The organism is Pseudomonas sp. SR18, assembly GCF_023701505.1.
In the GTDB taxonomy this organism is placed as follows: Bacteria; Pseudomonadota; Gammaproteobacteria; order Pseudomonadales; family Pseudomonadaceae; genus Aquipseudomonas; species Aquipseudomonas cyclaminis.
On the sequence record NZ_JAMQAU010000003.1, the window covers coordinates 264,720 to 279,810 of the forward strand.

At 60.4% G+C, this 15,091-nt stretch carries 13 protein-coding genes and 1 pseudogene; 5 read left to right on the forward strand and 9 right to left on the reverse strand.

What is annotated here, in order from left to right; translation table 11 throughout:
* Positions 1-10: 10 nt before the first annotated feature.
* The 4 genes from NDJ82_RS07135 to NDJ82_RS07150 all read right to left on the reverse strand — a co-directional run bounded on the left by NDJ82_RS07135 (position 11) and on the right by NDJ82_RS07150 (position 4,563).
* Positions 11-931, reverse strand: coding sequence for a class I SAM-dependent methyltransferase (locus NDJ82_RS07135; protein ID WP_250925193.1), 921 nt, complete (start codon positions 929-931; stop codon positions 11-13).
* 50 nt (positions 932-981) lie between these two features.
* Positions 982-1,470, reverse strand: a complete 489-nt coding sequence (locus NDJ82_RS07140) for a DUF1289 domain-containing protein (protein ID WP_099585267.1) — start codon at positions 1,468-1,470, stop codon at positions 982-984.
* Between the two features lie 84 nt (positions 1,471-1,554).
* Positions 1,555-2,805, reverse strand: coding sequence for a ribonucleotide-diphosphate reductase subunit beta (locus tag NDJ82_RS07145; RefSeq protein WP_150677006.1), 1,251 nt, complete (start codon positions 2,803-2,805; stop codon positions 1,555-1,557).
* 345 nt (positions 2,806-3,150) lie between these two features.
* On the reverse strand, positions 3,151-4,563 hold the full coding sequence (locus NDJ82_RS07150; protein WP_250925194.1) for an aminotransferase-like domain-containing protein: 1,413 nt from the start codon (positions 4,561-4,563) through the stop codon (positions 3,151-3,153).
* 158 nt (positions 4,564-4,721) lie between these two features.
* On the opposite strand from NDJ82_RS07150, the gene NDJ82_RS07155 reads away from it, so the two are divergent.
* The 5 genes from NDJ82_RS07155 to NDJ82_RS07175 all read left to right on the forward strand — a co-directional run bounded on the left by NDJ82_RS07155 (position 4,722) and on the right by NDJ82_RS07175 (position 8,926).
* Positions 4,722-4,886, forward strand: coding sequence for a rubredoxin (locus NDJ82_RS07155; RefSeq protein WP_016968943.1), 165 nt, complete (start codon positions 4,722-4,724; stop codon positions 4,884-4,886).
* A gap of 26 nt (positions 4,887-4,912) precedes the next feature.
* Positions 4,913-5,782, forward strand: coding sequence for a sugar phosphate isomerase/epimerase family protein (locus tag NDJ82_RS07160; protein WP_099583163.1), 870 nt, complete (start codon positions 4,913-4,915; stop codon positions 5,780-5,782).
* Between the two features lie 70 nt (positions 5,783-5,852).
* Entirely contained in the window at positions 5,853-6,485 is a 633-nt protein-coding gene (locus NDJ82_RS07165; protein ID WP_099583162.1) for a LysE family translocator, read from the forward strand.
* Positions 6,486-6,591: 106 nt separating this feature from the next.
* Positions 6,592-7,650, forward strand: a complete 1,059-nt coding sequence (locus NDJ82_RS07170) for a diguanylate cyclase (RefSeq protein WP_099583161.1) — start codon at positions 6,592-6,594, stop codon at positions 7,648-7,650.
* A gap of 46 nt (positions 7,651-7,696) precedes the next feature.
* Positions 7,697-8,926: a M20/M25/M40 family metallo-hydrolase gene (locus tag NDJ82_RS07175; protein WP_099583160.1), complete on the forward strand. Its 1,230-nt coding sequence runs from the start codon at positions 7,697-7,699 to the stop codon at positions 8,924-8,926.
* Between the two features lie 68 nt (positions 8,927-8,994).
* Here the strand turns inward: NDJ82_RS07175 and NDJ82_RS07180 are convergent, their stop codons facing one another.
* The 5 genes and pseudogenes from NDJ82_RS07180 to NDJ82_RS07200 form a co-directional block, all read right to left on the reverse strand.
* Positions 8,995-9,342 carry a hypothetical protein gene (locus tag NDJ82_RS07180; protein ID WP_250925195.1) on the reverse strand — a complete coding sequence of 116 codons (348 nt, stop codon included), beginning with the start codon at positions 9,340-9,342 and terminating at the stop codon, positions 8,995-8,997.
* 95 nt (positions 9,343-9,437) lie between these two features.
* The gene (locus tag NDJ82_RS07185) at positions 9,438-9,794 is read right to left on the reverse strand and encodes a hypothetical protein (RefSeq protein ID WP_250925196.1); all 357 of its coding nucleotides are present in this window, start codon (positions 9,792-9,794) and stop codon (positions 9,438-9,440) included.
* 43 nt (positions 9,795-9,837) lie between these two features.
* A pseudogene (locus NDJ82_RS07190) lies at positions 9,838-10,767 on the reverse strand (type IV secretion protein Rhs); the annotation flags it as partial.
* 110 nt (positions 10,768-10,877) lie between these two features.
* Positions 10,878-13,961, reverse strand: a complete 3,084-nt coding sequence (locus tag NDJ82_RS07195; protein WP_250925197.1) for an efflux RND transporter permease subunit — start codon at positions 13,959-13,961, stop codon at positions 10,878-10,880.
* Positions 13,962-13,963: 2 nt separating this feature from the next.
* A complete protein-coding gene (locus NDJ82_RS07200) occupies positions 13,964-15,070 on the reverse strand; it encodes an efflux RND transporter periplasmic adaptor subunit (protein WP_191958368.1) in 1,107 nt (368 codons plus the stop codon).
* Between the last annotated feature and the right edge of the window lie 21 nt (positions 15,071-15,091).

Here is a 15,091-nt window from a genome sequence, read left to right on the forward strand (position 1 = left end):
CGTTTCGGCATCAGCCTTGACGGAACACCAAGGCCTTCAGGCCACTTTGCACGTCGATATCCGGAAATTCAGGTGGGTTTTGCAGGCGTTCCACAAAGCCCAGGCCCGGCGCCTCGCGGGTAACGCCGTCGATCAGGAAGTCTTCGCCAAAGGCCGGGTCGTTCATGCAAGCGAGCACCGTGCCCTGCGCCGTGAGTAAGTCCGGCAGGCGACGCAATACGCGCTGGTAGTCCTTGGTCAGCAGGAAGCTGCCTTTCTGGAAGGACGGCGGATCAATGATCACCAAGTCATAGGGGCCGCTGTTGGTGACCTTGGCCCAGGACTTGAACAGGTCGTGGCCCAGGAAGGTCACTTTGCTCAGGTCATGACCATTCAGGCGATGGTTGTCGCGGCCACGGCTGAGGGCGCCACGGGCCATGTCGAGGTTGACTACATGGTCGGCGCCGCCTTCGATGGCGGCTACCGAGAACCCGCAGGTGTAGGCAAACAGGTTGAGCACGCGCTGGCCCTCGGCCTGTTCGCGCACCCAGTTGCGGCCGTAGCGCATATCGAGGAACAGCCCGCTGTTCTGCTTTTTACCCAGGTCGATCAGGTAACGCAGGCCGCCTTCGGTGATGGTCAATTCGTCGATGGCCTCGCCCACCAGCCATTCGGTGGTGCTTTGCGGCAGGTAGCGGTGTTGCAGGGCGACGGTGTGGGCGCCGAATCCGGCCCAGTCGATCTGCAACAGTTGCGCCTTCAGGGCGTCCAGGTGTTCGGTTTCCTTGAACAAGGCCACCAGCACCACGCCCTGCAGCCAGTCCACCGTCAGTTGCTCCAGACCCGGCCAGCAACGGCCACGGCCGTGGAACAGGCGCCGGGTTTCCGCAGGCACAGTGGCCAGGGCATTGAGCAGGTAGGCGTGCAGGGTGGCGAGTGCGTCTGGGGTCATCGTTGAGCGTCGGTCGTTGAGCGGGCGGCATTTTAACCACAATTGAAGGGTTAAAAGGCAGCGATCAACGGCGGACCAAATGCCTCGCGGATAAACCCCGGCGCGATATACCGCTCGTAATGCGCCTCGGACAGCAGGAAAAACTCGCGGTCGATGGCATCGCGCAGATCCGCCAGGTGGCGCTCACGAAACTCCGGCAATAACGCCAGCCCATACGCGTCCAGCCTGGATATCACCCGCGCACCCCGTGCGATCAACTGGTAGGCCCAGCAGTAGGGGGATTGGTGCGGCATAAAGCGGATCTTGCGGTCTTCCAACTGCTGGCGCAGACGCAGTGGATCAAACACCTCCAGCTTGCTGGCCATCACCTGCACCAGCAATTGCTCAAGGCGCAGCCACACCGCCTGTTTTTCCTCGGCGTTGTAGCCATTCCACTGGATGACTTCATGGTGATAACGCTTGCAGCCGCGGCAGACCAGATCGCCGTAAACGGTGGAGCAGAGGCCGACGCAAGGGGTCTTGATGGTTTGGTTGGGCATAAGAGAGTGTTTGTAAGTCGATGGAGCACCGATAACCAATGTGGGAGGGGCTTGCCCCCTCCCACATTTTTGGTCAGTGTTGAATCAATCCCAGCTCAGAGCGCCACCGGTCTGGTACTCAATCACACGAGTTTCGAAGAAGTTCTTCTCTTTCTTCAAGTCCATAATCTCACTCATCCACGGGAACGGATTCGTCGTCCCCGGATACTCTTCCTTCAACCCAATCTGCGACAGACGACGGTTCGCGATGAACTTGAGGTAGTCCTCCATCATCGCCGCGTTCATGCCCAACACGCCGCGAGGCATGGTGTCGCGCGCGTATTCGATCTCCAGCTGAGTCCCTTGCAGGATCATCTGGGTCGCTTCTTCCTTCATCTCGGCATCCCACAAGTGTGGGTTTTCGATTTTGATCTGGTTGATCACGTCGATACCGAAGTTCAGGTGCATCGACTCGTCACGCAGGATGTACTGGAACTGTTCCGCCACGCCGGTCATTTTGTTGCGGCGGCCCATGGACAGGATCTGGGTGAAGCCGCAGTAGAAGAAGATGCCTTCCAGGACGCAGTAGTAGGCGACCAGGTTGCGCAGCAGCTCTTTGTCGGTCTCGACGGTGCCGGTTTCGAACTTCGGATCGGAGATGGAGCGGGTGTATTTCAGGCCCCAGGCTGCCTTTTTGGCGACCGATGGGATCTCGTGGTACATGTTGAAGATCTCGCCTTCATCCATGGCCAGCGATTCGATGCAGTACTGGTAGGCATGGGTGTGGATCGCTTCTTCGAAGGCCTGGCGCAGGATGTACTGGCGGCACTCCGGGTTGGTGATCAGGCGGTATACGGCCAGGACCAGGTTGTTGGCGACCAGGGAGTCGGCGGTGGAGAAGAAGCCCAGGTTGCGCATGACGATGCGACGCTCGTCGTCGGTCAGGCCTTCGGGGTTTTTCCACAGGGCGATGTCGGCGGTCATGTTAACCTCTTGCGGCATCCAGTGGTTGGCGCAGCCGTCGAGGTACTTCTGCCAGGCCCAGTCGTACTTGAAGGGTACGAGTTGGTTGAGGTCGGCGCGGCAGTTGATCATGCGCTTTTCGTCAACGGCGACGCGGGCGGCGGAGCCTTCGAGTTCGGCGAGGCCTTCGGCGACGTCGAGTTTGTCCAGGGCGGCCTTGGCGCGGATGATCGCGGCGGAGTCGTTGGCGGTCACGTGGCGTGCTTCCAGCGCGGCGGCAGCGCCGGCACCGTCGAGGCGGTCCATGTTGGCTTCACTGGCGTGGCCGGCGTTGGCGCCCTTGATCACCGCTGCACCGGTGTCCTCGTTGTCGACTTCATCCCAACTCAGCATTGAAATACTCCCTTCTGTTCTGGTTTGACGGCATGAGAACCCGTCCAAAAAATATGCGATTTGCAGGCTGTCAGGCATTGAAATAGTGCGCATAGTGTGGTCGGTAAATACCGATACTGCACACTATGTAGTGGTCTGTTTTGTTTGTGGGCACACTATATGGGGTGTCACACGGTTGGTCAACGAACAAGAAGAGCGCAGCTGTCGCAGAGACCCGCGCCTAAGCTAATTCTAAAAAGATATTTATTGGCGGTTTTTAAGATCGTTTAGCTTGGACCCTTCTAACAGATTCTGTTCAAGGAGCGAGCCGCCAATGTCCCATGTGCGATCCCTGGCCCATCGCCGCTAAGGCGCGCGCACCGCCTTGAGCAACAGCGCTTCAAACACCCGCTGTACCCGCGGCTCATCGGTATGGGCCACATTAAAACGCATCGAATCACGATGGGCCGGGTCGTAGCCGAACAGCGCGCCCGGCGCCAGCACCATGCTGCGTTTCAATGCCTCCTGGGCCAACAGCTCGCCATTGACCCCCGGTGGCAGGCGCGCCCAGATAAACATCCCGCCGTCATACGCCATCGGCAACTCACAGCCGCAGCGCTTGAGCCATTGCTCGACGCGCCCACCGGCCTCCATCAAGCGCTGGACCATGCGCTTGCGGTGCTTGGCGTAGCTGCCTTCACTGAGCATGCGGTAGACGATCTGCTCGAAAAGCTCCGAGGTCACGCCGCCGCTCATCAACTTCATATTGGTCAGGTTGGCCGCCAGTTGCGGCGCGGCCACCACAAAGCTGACGCGGGTGTTGGCGCTCAGAATCTTGGAAAAGCCCGACAGGTAGGTGACCTGATCCAGACCGGCCACGGCCGCCAGGCGCGGTGGCGGGTTGGGATGAAGGTCACCGTAGAGGTCATCCTCGACGATATGGCAGTGGTACTGCTGGGTCAGTTGCAGCAGCCGAAACGCCTGGCTGGGGCTGAAGGAATGGCCGGTGGGGTTATGCAGCACGCTGGTGGTGAGATAGAGGCTGGGGCGGTGTTCGGCCAATAGCTGTTCGAGGGCGACGAAATCGAAGCCATCGGGACGGCGCTGGATGGTCACCACCTTGACGCCATGCAGCGCCAGGTTGGCGTGGAAGTTGAAGTAGCACGGCGCGTCAAGCAGCACCGTATCGCCGGGACGGGCGAGCAGGCGCATCAGCATGTCCAGGCCCTGCACGGTATTGGGGGTGGTGATGATCTGCTCCACCGGCACCGACAACCCTTCGCCGTGCAGCTTCTGTTGCAGGGCCTGGCGCAACGGCAGCAAGCCGGCCGGCGTGCCCAGCCCGGCGATGCGCAGCGACGGCGCACGCACCACGCTGCGCATGGCTTGGCGGATGGCGTCGGCGTCCAGCCATTCTTCCGGCAGGTGGCCGCCGCCGGGGCGCAGTTCGCCGCTGGCAGTGACCAGGGGCCGACGCAAGACGCTGAGCAGATCCTGGGGCAGCAGGTCGACCCACGCCACCGAGGCCGGGCGTGCGCTGTCCATCGCCACAAAGTAGCCACGGCCCTGGCTGGAGGTGAGCAGGTGTTGCCCGCGCAGGCGGTCCAGAGCTTCATTGAGGGTGAACTTGCTCACGCCCAGGGTCTGGGTCAATTCGCGCACCGACGGCAACTTGCTGCCAGGCGCCCATTCGCCGTTCTCGATGGCCTGGCTGAACGCCTCGACGATCTGTTGCACCTTCGGCGTGCCGTCCACAAAGGCGATGGCGGATACGAACATAAACCTTCCTTGTGTTTACTGGTGATTTTACCGGTGAAGTTAGGCCGGATTAGGCATTACTTCACCTGCCTTGTGCAATGCCGCTCCCCTAGACTGCGCGCCATCTCGCCTGGAATTGGCGAACCTTCCTACCAGCGAGCCATGGATTTCGCATTCTCATGAAGACTTATATGTGTGCGCCCTGCGGATTTATGTACGTAGAAGAATTGGGCATTCCTGAAGACGGAATCCCGGCCGGCACCCCTTGGGAAGAGGTGCCGGAAGACTGGACATGCCCGGACTGCGGCGTCACCAAGGCCGATTTCATGGCCATTGAACTGTAACCCTCCATCACGAAAGGAATCGCTTCATGGAAAGTAACCTGATCAACGCCGCCGTACCGTTCTGTACCGGTGTGGCCCACCAGAAATACCTCGCCGCCGAGAAGGGCCTGGACACCGCCATTGAAGGCGGCTGCACCCATTGGTATATCGACGGCAGCCTGTTCGGCGAAATGGTCGATGACTGGACCGATGAACGCATCGCCAGTCTGCAAGCGCAGATCGCGGCCACCGGTGTGAAGCCCGTCTACCACGGCAACTTCAAGGCGCCGCTGGGCAGTGACGTCGAAGCCTTTCGCGTGGCCGCCGTGGCGTATGTGAAAAAGGAAGTCGACATTGCCAGCCGTCTGGGCGCGCCGTTGATCATCCACGGGGGCTGCATCGTCGAACCAAAAATGGTGCTGATGGCCAAGAAAGTCGCCCTGGAGCACTACCTCAAGTCGGTGCAGGAACTGGCGCGTTACGCCGAGGCCAAGGGCGTGGACATCTACCTGGAAAACCTGTCGAACTACGTCAACTACCGGCCGTTCCACTACATCTTCACCCATGAAGCGGAATACGCCTTTGTGTTCGAGCGTCTGCAGGCCCACAGCAACGTGTACTTCTTTCTCGACGCCGGCCACGCCAATATCGAGGATGGCCTGCCGGCCGAAGTGGTGCGCAAGTATCACCACTTGATCAAGGGCATTTCCTTCAGCAACAACAATGGCGTGCAGGACCAGCACTTCGGCATTCATGACGGCAATTGCGACTACGCCGACGTGATGCAGGCCATCGTCGAAACCAACTGGAAAGGCCTGGTGGCCTTCGAAACCCGCAACCAGACGGCCAAAGCGGCCCTCGGTGAGCTGGCGGTGATGTACCGCGAATCCCTGGCCACCGAGATCGCTGTCGCTTGATGGAAGCCGGGGCGGGCGCCGGTGTGCCCGTCCCACGGCTGTCGTTTCTACTTATTGAAGGCCCTGGCCCATGACCACTGCGTTAACCCTGTCTTCGTTTCTCTATTTCCTGCTGTTCTGCGCCACCATGACCTTCAGCCCCGGCCCTATGACCCTGCTGCTGCTGAGCCTGGGCTTGAAGGACGGTTTGCGCAGCTCGATCCCGGCGCAGATCGGCGCCAGCGTGTCGTACCTGATTTCGATCCTGATCTTCGCCGTGGGCTTCTCGGAGCTGATCAAGGGCAACCTCGCGATCACCCAGACTATCCAGTTTGTCGGCGTGGCCTACATTCTCTACCTGGCCTACAAACAGTGGACCAGCAGCGGCGTGGCCATCGGCAAGGCCGGCGCCGTGGAGGGCTCGCGCAGCCTGTTCGGCAAAGGGCTGCTGACCGGGTTTTCCAACCCCAAGACCATCATCATGTTCAGCGCCGTGTTCCCGCAGTTTGCCGGGGCAGGGGAGCACAGCTCGGCGGCGGATATCGCCATCCTCGGCGCGACGTTCCTGTTGCTGCAATTTGCCAGCGGCTGCCTGTATTGCTACTTCGGCCAACGCATCAAGCACGTCCTGGAAAACCCCAAGCGCCGCGTGCTGTTGCAGCGGGTCACGGCAGTGCTGCTGTTGGGCGTAGCGTTGATGCTGGCCCGGGGTTTTTCCCACTGAGCGCTTTGGATCGGGCATTTGCGCGGGTGATGAGCTTATGAGTGGTAGTGGCGAATTGCTGGCGCCCTGATAGACTCCAGGCATTCATCCAGGATTACCCTCGACCATGCCAGCCGCCGGAGGAAAAGGACTTCCGCTCGCTATTCGTTTGTACAAATCCCGCACCCTGGGGCTGACGCTCGGTCTGGTGTGTGTGGTCTTTGGCATGTACCCGCTGCACCCGTCGCCCTGGGTGTGGGCGTGGATGCTGATCAACGCGTTTGTCTGGCCCCATCTGGCGTTCCAACTTTCCTTGCGAACCGCCAACACGCTGCGCACTGAGCGCGGCAACCTGTTGTTCGATTCGTTCTGCGGCGGTTTCTGGGTCGGTGCCATGCACTTCAATCCACTGCCCAGCGTCACCACATTGTCGATGATGACCATGAACAACGTGGCCCTCGGCGGCCCCCGCCTGATGCTGGCGGGGTGGTTGGCGCAGGCGCTGGGCATCGGCGCCTCGCTGCTGATCTTCGCGCCGGCCTTTGTCGCCACCACCACCCAGGTCCAACTCTACGCATGCCTGCCGATCCTGATGCTGTATCCCCTGGCGCTTGGCTGGATCTGCTACCGCCAGGCCCTGAACCTGGCCCGGCACAAACGTGAATTACTCGCCCTGAGCCGCACCGACAGCCTGACCGGCCTGCTCAACCATGGCGCCTGGAAAGATCACCTGGAGATTGAATTCCAACGCTGCCGCCGCGAGCAGCAGGGCGCTGCGATTGCGCTGATCGACATCGACCATTTCAAGACCATCAACGACACCTACGGCCACGTTACGGGCGATATCGTCCTGCGCCAACTCGGTAAAATACTGCGCCAGAACCTGCGCGCCACCGACCTGGCCGGACGCTACGGCGGCGACGAGTTCTGCGTGATTCTGCCGGGCATGCCGCTCAACCGGGCCACGGAAGTGATGGACGCACTGCGTGACCGCTTCAATGCCCTGGCATACGCCCAGGACCCGACGTTACGCGCCAGCTTGAGCATCGGCCTGGCGCCGTATCGACCCGAACATGCCGATTCCACCGGTTGGCTCAACGATGCCGACCTGGCGCTGTATGAAGCCAAGAGCAGCGGGCGCAACCGTGTCAGCGCGGTGCACGGGAGTTGGTTACGGTCCGTTTAGTGGGGTAGGGTGTGGCGGCCCCCCAACAAAAAACAAGGACCGGTTTATGCTCTTCACCTTCCCCCGTACGCTCCTGGCCGCCACGCTGGCCTTGTCCTTCGCACTCCCGGCCTACAGCGCCGAACTCCACCCGCAGATCCAGGCGGATGCCCAGCAGTACAAGGCCGAGGCCCTGAAACTGCTGGAGCGCCTGGTGAATATCGACTCCGGTTCCGGCTACGGGCCGGGCCTGACCCAGGTCAGCGACATCGCCGTGGATGAGTTGAAACAGTTGGGCTTCAGCATCGAACGCGTGCCGGACGCTGCCGCCAACAGCAACCATGTGATTGCCACCCTCAAGGGCACCGGCAAGGCCAAGATCCTGCTGATGGCCCACATGGACACCGTGTTCAAGGAAGGCTCGGCTGCAGAACGCCCGTTTCACATCAAGGACGGCCGCGCCTATGGCCCCGGCGTGATGGATGACAAGGGCGGCATCGTCGCAGGCATCTACGCACTCAAAGTCTTGAAAAACCAAGGCTTCAAGGACTACGCGCAAATCACCTTCCTGCTCGACGCCAGCGAAGAAACCGGCTCCGACATCGCCTCCGAGCTGATCCGCACCACCGCCAAGGCCCACGACGTCACCCTCAACCTCGAACCCGGCCGCCCCGCCGACGGCCTGGTGGTATGGCGCAAAGGCAGCGCCACCGCCGTGGTCGAAGTCAAAGGCAAAGCCGCCCACGCCGGCGTCGCCCCGGAACTGGGCCGCAACGCCGCCATGGAAGCCGCGCACCAGATCCTGCAACTGGGCAAACTGGGTGATGAAGAGAAGAAAACTACCATCAACTTCACGGTGATCAAGGCCGGCGACCGCACCAACGTGATTCCAGACCAAGCCACCGCCAAGGCGGATGTCCGCGCAGCCTTGCCGGAAGAGTTTGATCGGATCGAGAAAGACCTGGTGCGGGTTTCAGCCAACAAGCTGATCCCGGAAACCGACGTGACCACCACCCTCAAACGCGGCCTGCCGCCAATGCCGCAGACGGCGGAGTCGGACAAATTGGTAGCGATTGCCCAAGGGATCTATGGGGAATTGGGCAAGAAGCTGACCATTGAAGGCAGCGGCGGCGCGGCGGATGCGAGTTTATCGGCCGGAGTGGGGACACCGACGCTGGATGGTTTCGGGATTGTGGGTGGGAATATTCACACGGCCGAGGAATATGCGGAGGTGGAGAGCGTGGTGCCTCGGGTTTACCTGTTGAGTCGGATGATTATGGAGTTGGCGAAGCGGTGAATTGACGGTACGCAGTGTGGCTTTGTGGCGAGCAGGGCAAGCCTGCTCACCACTTGGTGGGTTAGCCATCAAGGATTGTCGGTGTAATGCTTCAGACTATAAAGAAGGGTCTGCATGAATGCCCGCTGATCAGCTACATCTTCGCTGAAGTAAGTCGCCATTTTTTTAAAGACAGCGTCGAAGTTGTCGTTGATCGTTAAGAAGTATTCTATTGAGTCAATGAACCAGTCTTGTTCGGGCTTTGTGTGATTTAAAAATTCTGGTTTGGTCAGCTTGTTGAATAATTCAATAAGTTCTTTTTCATTATTTATGTTTTTTGAAGAGATTAAGGCTTCTCTCTCCAAGTCGTCCGTGTTTTCGATATCATAGGTAAATAGCAAGCCGCGAATTATTTCCAAGCTTGGTTTGTTTTGCATATTTATAAGCCGGTGCAAGCAGCTTTTGTATTTTTGAGTTTCATTTGCTGAGTGATCTTTGTGATGAGCAGCTCTAGCTATCTAAAGCTTCTAAATTAATTATCTATTATTTCGACGTTATATCTGCAAAGGCAGTCTAGAAGGATTTTCATAAACTGCCTTTTGTCAGTTATTTCATCATTAAAGTAAGTGTCAAAAAGATAAAAGACAGACTCAAATTTTTCGTCTGCGCTTAAGGAATTTTGAATGGTGTTGATGTGCCACTCTCTTTCCTCTCTTGTATATTTGATGAATTCAGGTTTGGTAAGTTCGTCAAATAGGTCGGCGAGTTCTTTGTCGTCATTTATATTTTTTGATGCGATAAAGATCTCTCTTTCGGGGTCGTCGAAATTTTCGATGCTGTAGGTGAATAGCAGGCTGCGCAAGATCGAAAGTTTAGGGTGGTATTTCATTTCAATATTCCGTATAGGCGGTAATTGGGTTGCCGTCTGTATCACCCGTCCCGGCCGTCGCCCACATCAGCAGCAGGTTGATCAGCACTTCACCGGTGATCTCGCCCAGTAATTCATACATCTCCGGCGGTGGCAGCAGGCGTATCCAACTGACGATCGCCGAGACATAAATGAACAACAGCGGCTCATCGCTAAGCACCAACAAACCCTTGGCAATCGCGTCGCTGCCCAGCCTCAGCAGTTCATCAAGCTCAGCCTGGGATAGGTACGCCAACAACTTCTGGCTGTTGGCCTTGAGATCCGCCAGCAGGTCGTACAGCTGGGAAATGTTGTCCCACAGGTTGTAGAGCGCCTTGGCCATCCCGGTGGAAAACGCCACGCCCTGCATCGCGCTGCGTTGCAAAGAGCTGGCGCTGGCAAAGTCCTTCCATTGGGGTTGGAAAGTCGCCGTCCACTCTTCCCGCAGCCGACCCTCTAGCCCCGCAATCACCGACTGATAAGACGCATACAGCGCCTTGACGTGATCCTGGGGAACAGTGGGGTAGAAGGTGATTTGGTACGGCTGATTGCGATCACACTCGGTGATTTCGAGGATGCCGTTGGGGCCGATGGTCCGATGCAGCGGCGGGCCCATCGGGCTGCCATCCGCCGCAATGGCTTGGAGCATCACTGGCGTATTGCCGATCGGCACGAAGCGGGTGCTTTCGAACATATGCACCAGGGTCAGCGAGCCCTGGGCACTGCACGTGGCGACCGTTTTACTGGGTGCCTTGGACGAAACCGGCGTAACCAGCGCTACCTCGTCTCCCACCTTGAAAACCTGCTCGACCTCCAGCGCCGAACCGCTCCAGAAGCTTTCGGCCCAGGCATCAAAGGTGTTCAGGCAATCGCGAAAATCACCGAAGACGCGCTCACTATCCGGCGCCTTGGGATCCATGGGGGCCAGGACGAAGCTGGCGATGACGGGAATCAAGAGGCAGCCCCGTCAACCAGGGCCTTAACGAAAAAAACCATCTGCAATCCTTCGCCCTGTGTGATCAGGCGAAGGACTTTGCAGAGGTTTTCAGGGGGAAGCTGTAGAGCTTATCCGGCGGCCACGTGGGAAGCTTCGACGGCTTTTGTCTTCTCGCGCCCCAGCACCAGACTGCACAGCGCCGGCAAGAACAACAGCGTCAACAGCGTGCCCACCAGCACTCCACCGATCAGCACATAGGCCAGGGACGACCAGAACACCGACAACGTCAGCGGAATAAACGCCAGCGCCGCTGCCAACGCGGTCAAGATCACCGGCCTGGCCCGCCGCACCGTGGCTTCGACAATGGCCTCGCGTATCGCCATGCCCTGTTCCTGGTTCTGGCGAATCTGGTCGGTGAAGATCAGTGTGTTGCGCATCAGAATGCCGCCGATGCCGATCAGCCCCAGTATCGCGTTGAACCCAAACGGCTGGTTGAACAGCAACAGCGTCGGCACCGCGCCGATCAAGCCCAAGGGCGCGGTGGCGAAAACCATGAACATCACGCCGAAGGAGCGCACCTGGAACATGATCACGCTGAGGGTCAGCAGGATCATGATCGGGAACAGCGCGGCCAGGGCGACGTTGGCCTTGGCGCTTTCTTCCACCGGGCCGCCGATGTCGAGCGTGTAGCCCGCCGGCAGTTTGGCGATCAGCGGTTGCAGGTCTTTGTACACGGCCATTTCCACGTCGGGCGGTTGCACGCCGTCGATGATGTCGGCGCGCACTTCCACGGTGGTCGCGCGGTTGCGGCGCTTGAGGATCGGCTCTTCCATCACCGCCTGGAAATGCCCGACCTGGGCCAGGGGCACTGAGGTGCCAGCGCTGTTGGTCAGGGTCATGTTGTTGAGGTTGCCGAGGTTCTCGCGTTGGTTGCCCTGGGCGCGGGCCACGACGGACACGGTGCGATTACCTTCACGCACCTCGGTGATCGGATTGCCGCTGAGCAGGGCGTTGAGCTGGGACTTGACTTCATTGGGGGTGAAACCCAGCAGGCGCAGGCGGTCTTGATCGAGCACCAGGCGATAACCGCTGGTGCGCTCGCCCCAATCAAGGAAGGCATCTTTGGTCAGTGGGTTGGCGGCGACGACGTTGCGTACGTCTTCGGACAGCCCGCGCAGCACGTCCAGATTCGGGCCGGACACGCGAAATACCACCGGGAAGGGCACCGGCGGACCGAACAGCAATTGCGTGACGCGCACCCGCGCCGCCGGGAATTCGCCGGCCGCGATACGTTCGCGCATGCGCAGTTTGAGGGCATCGCGGGCATGGGAGTCCGGGGTCTGCACGATCAATTTGGCGAAAGCCGGGTCGGGCAGCTCAGGGTTCAACGACAGGAAAAACCGTGGCGCGCCGCCGCCCACGTAGGTGTCGACCATGCTTGTCTGCGGTTCTTGCAGCAGCGCCTTCTCCAGTTGCGCCGCCACCGCCTCAGTGCTTTTGAAGGCGCTGCCGGGCGGCATGTACACCTCCAGAATCAATTCGGACCGGTCGGAGTCGGGGAAGAACTGTTTCTTCACGACGCCCATGCCCAGCCCGCACAGCACAAACGCCGCCACCACCAGCCCGGTCACCAGCCAGCGCCTGCGCACGCAGAGTTCCACCAGGGCGCGCAGTTTCTGGTAGTAGCGCCCGGCGTAGATAGCGTCGTGGCCACCGGGCACCGGTTTGATATTCGGCAGCAGCTTGACCCCCAGGTACGGGGTGAACACCACCGCCACCAGCCACGATGAAATCAGCGCGAAGCCGACAATCCAGAAGATATTGCCGGCGTACTCCCCGGCGCCCGAGCGCGCAAACCCCACCGGCAGGAAGCCGATGATGGTCACCAGGGTGCCGGTCAGCATTGGCGCGGCGGTCGAGCTCCAGGCGTAAGTGGCGGCGTGAATGCGGTCAAAGCCTTCTTCGAGTTTGACCACCATCATCTCGATGGCGATGATCGCGTCGTCCACCAGGAGGCCGAGGGAAATGATCAGCGCGCCAAGGGTGACGCGGTCGAACTCTCGCCCCGTCACCAGCATGATCACGAACACCACGGACAGCGTCAGCGGCACCGCAGCTGCCACCACCAGGCCGACGCGAAAGCCGAGGGCCAACAGGCTGATGATCATCACCACCGCCAGGGCAACGAAGAATTTGAGCATGAATTCATTCACCGCCAGGCTGATGTTTTTCGCCTGGTCGGAGACCTTGGCGAAGTTCACCCCCAATGGCAGGTCTGCGTGGATCCGTGCCTCCTCGGCCTTGAGACGCTTGTCCAGCTCCAGGCCGTTCCAGTGTTTTTCCATGATCACGCCGAGCATCAGCGCCGGGTCGCCCTGATGGCGGATGCGGTAGCTCGGCGGGTCTTCATAACCGCGGCTGACGGTCGCCACATCGGCAATGCGCAGCAACCGGCCGTTGACTTCCAGCGGCACGTTTTCAATCAGCGCCAGGCTGTCGAAAGCCCCGTCGATACGGATATAGGCGCGGGCCCCTGCGGTTTCCACAAAGCCCGACGGCGCCACGGCGTTTTGCGCGGCGAGGGCGGCGAAGATCTGGTCGGGCTTGATGCCCAGAGTCGCCAGACGCTCGTAGGAAAACTCGACAAAAATGCGTTGTGCCTGTTCGCCCAGAATGTTGACCTTCTTCACCCCCGGCAGATTAAGAAAGCCCTGGCGCAGTTCCTCAGCCATCTGCACTTGCTGGCGATGGGGCAGGTGCTCGGCCTCCAGGGCGTACAGCGCAAAGTACACATCGGAATATTCATCGTTGAAGAACGGCCCGATCACCCCGTTGGGCAGCCTCGACGCTTCATCGCTGAGCTTTTTGCGGGTCTGGTAGAACAGGTCCTGGATCTCGCCGGGACGGGTGGATTCGAGGAACGTCATGCGCATCGACACAAAACCCGGCTGGGCGATGGTCTCGACGCGGTCGTAGTAGTCCAGCTCCTGCAGGCGTTTTTCCAGGCGGTCGGCGACTTGCTCCTGCATTTCCTGGGCCGTGGCGCCGGGCCAGGCGGCGGTGATGGTCATCACCTTGACGGTGAAGGACGGGTCTTCGGCGCGCCCCAGTTTGCCGAACGAGAAAATCCCGGCGGCCAGGATCGCGATGATCAGGAACAACGTGACGGCGCGGTGCTTGACCGCCAGTTCAGAGAGATTGATGCCGCGCATGTTCATTGGTCCTGTTTGCGGTTGAGGGCCAATGCCTGGGCGGGCAGCAGGCGTACCGCATCGCCGCTGTGCAGCAGGTGCGCGCCGAGGGCGACGATGACGGTGCCGGGGCTCACGCCGCTGTTGAGCAGGGCATCTTCCTGGCCGAGGCTGGCGACGCTGACCGGCGAGAAAGTGACTGTGTTATCCGCGCCGATCACCCATACCCCGGTGCCTTGCCCTGCATCGTGCAACGCGCCGATGGGGACGCGGGTCTGTTGTGCCTGGCCATTACCTTGCAGGCGCACCGTAATGGTCGAACCGAGGGCGAAGCGGTCGACGGCGCCGTGCAACACATAACGCGCGCGGTAGGTGCGGGTGGTGGGGTCGGCGCTGGCGGAGAGTTCGCGCAAGGTGGCCGCTACGGCTTGATCAGGCGCGCCGAACGGGAAGGCCAGGGCTTTTTGCGAGGCCTGTTCGCGCTGGTTTTCCGGCAGGTTGACGATGGCTTCGCGGGCACCGTCACGGGCCAGGCGCGCAACGATCTGGCCTTCGGCGACTACTTGGCCGGGGTCGACCCGTACGTCGGTGATGATGCCGTCGCCGTCGGCCTTGAGCACCGAGTAAGTGCGGCGGTTTTCGATCTGGCTGGCGTCGGATTGCGCCGAGGCCAACTCTGCTTCGGCGACGCGCAGGTTGGTCGCCGACTGGTCGAAGATCTGCCGCGACACGGCGCCGGTACTCGCCAGGCGCTGATAGCGGTTGGCGTCATCGCGGCGCTGGCGCAGTTGCGCCTGGGCGGCATTGACGCGGTTTCTGGCCGAGCGCAGGGCCAGCTCGAAGTCGCCGATATCCAGGACCAAGAGGGTGTCGCCACGGGAGACATGCTGGCCGGGATCGACCTTGCGCTCGATCACCTTGCCACCTACGCGAAAGCCCAGGTCGCTTTCCGTACGAGCCGCGACCACACCGGTGTAGGCGCTTTGTTGGGTGCCGGCGGCTTCGACCTTGGCGGCGAGTACCGCTCGTGGTTGGGGCGCCTGGGCGGCGGGGTCGGCCTGGCTGTTGCAGCCGCTGAGGATCATCAGCAAAGCCACGGGCGAGAGAAGGCGCAGCGGGAGAAGGTTCATGTCGGGCTCCAGGGGATGACC

Coding starts and splice junctions, on each gene's coding strand:
- NDJ82_RS07135 (WP_250925193.1), bottom strand. CDS start 931: ATGACCCCAGACGCACTCGCCACCCTGCACGCCTACCTGCTCAATGCC.
- NDJ82_RS07140 (WP_099585267.1), bottom strand. CDS start 1,470: ATGCCCAACCAAACCATCAAGACCCCTTGCGTCGGCCTCTGCTCCACC.
- NDJ82_RS07145 (WP_150677006.1), bottom strand. CDS start 2,805: ATGCTGAGTTGGGATGAAGTCGACAACGAGGACACCGGTGCAGCGGTG.
- NDJ82_RS07150 (WP_250925194.1), bottom strand. CDS start 4,563: ATGTTCGTATCCGCCATCGCCTTTGTGGACGGCACGCCGAAGGTGCAA.
- NDJ82_RS07155 (WP_016968943.1), top strand. CDS start 4,722: ATGAAGACTTATATGTGTGCGCCCTGCGGATTTATGTACGTAGAAGAA.
- NDJ82_RS07160 (WP_099583163.1), top strand. CDS start 4,913: ATGGAAAGTAACCTGATCAACGCCGCCGTACCGTTCTGTACCGGTGTG.
- NDJ82_RS07165 (WP_099583162.1), top strand. CDS start 5,853: ATGACCACTGCGTTAACCCTGTCTTCGTTTCTCTATTTCCTGCTGTTC.
- NDJ82_RS07170 (WP_099583161.1), top strand. CDS start 6,592: ATGCCAGCCGCCGGAGGAAAAGGACTTCCGCTCGCTATTCGTTTGTAC.
- NDJ82_RS07175 (WP_099583160.1), top strand. CDS start 7,697: ATGCTCTTCACCTTCCCCCGTACGCTCCTGGCCGCCACGCTGGCCTTG.
- NDJ82_RS07180 (WP_250925195.1), bottom strand. CDS start 9,342: ATGCAAAACAAACCAAGCTTGGAAATAATTCGCGGCTTGCTATTTACC.
- NDJ82_RS07185 (WP_250925196.1), bottom strand. CDS start 9,794: ATGAAATACCACCCTAAACTTTCGATCTTGCGCAGCCTGCTATTCACC.
- NDJ82_RS07195 (WP_250925197.1), bottom strand. CDS start 13,961: ATGCGCGGCATCAATCTCTCTGAACTGGCGGTCAAGCACCGCGCCGTC.
- NDJ82_RS07200 (WP_191958368.1), bottom strand. CDS start 15,070: ATGAACCTTCTCCCGCTGCGCCTTCTCTCGCCCGTGGCTTTGCTGATG.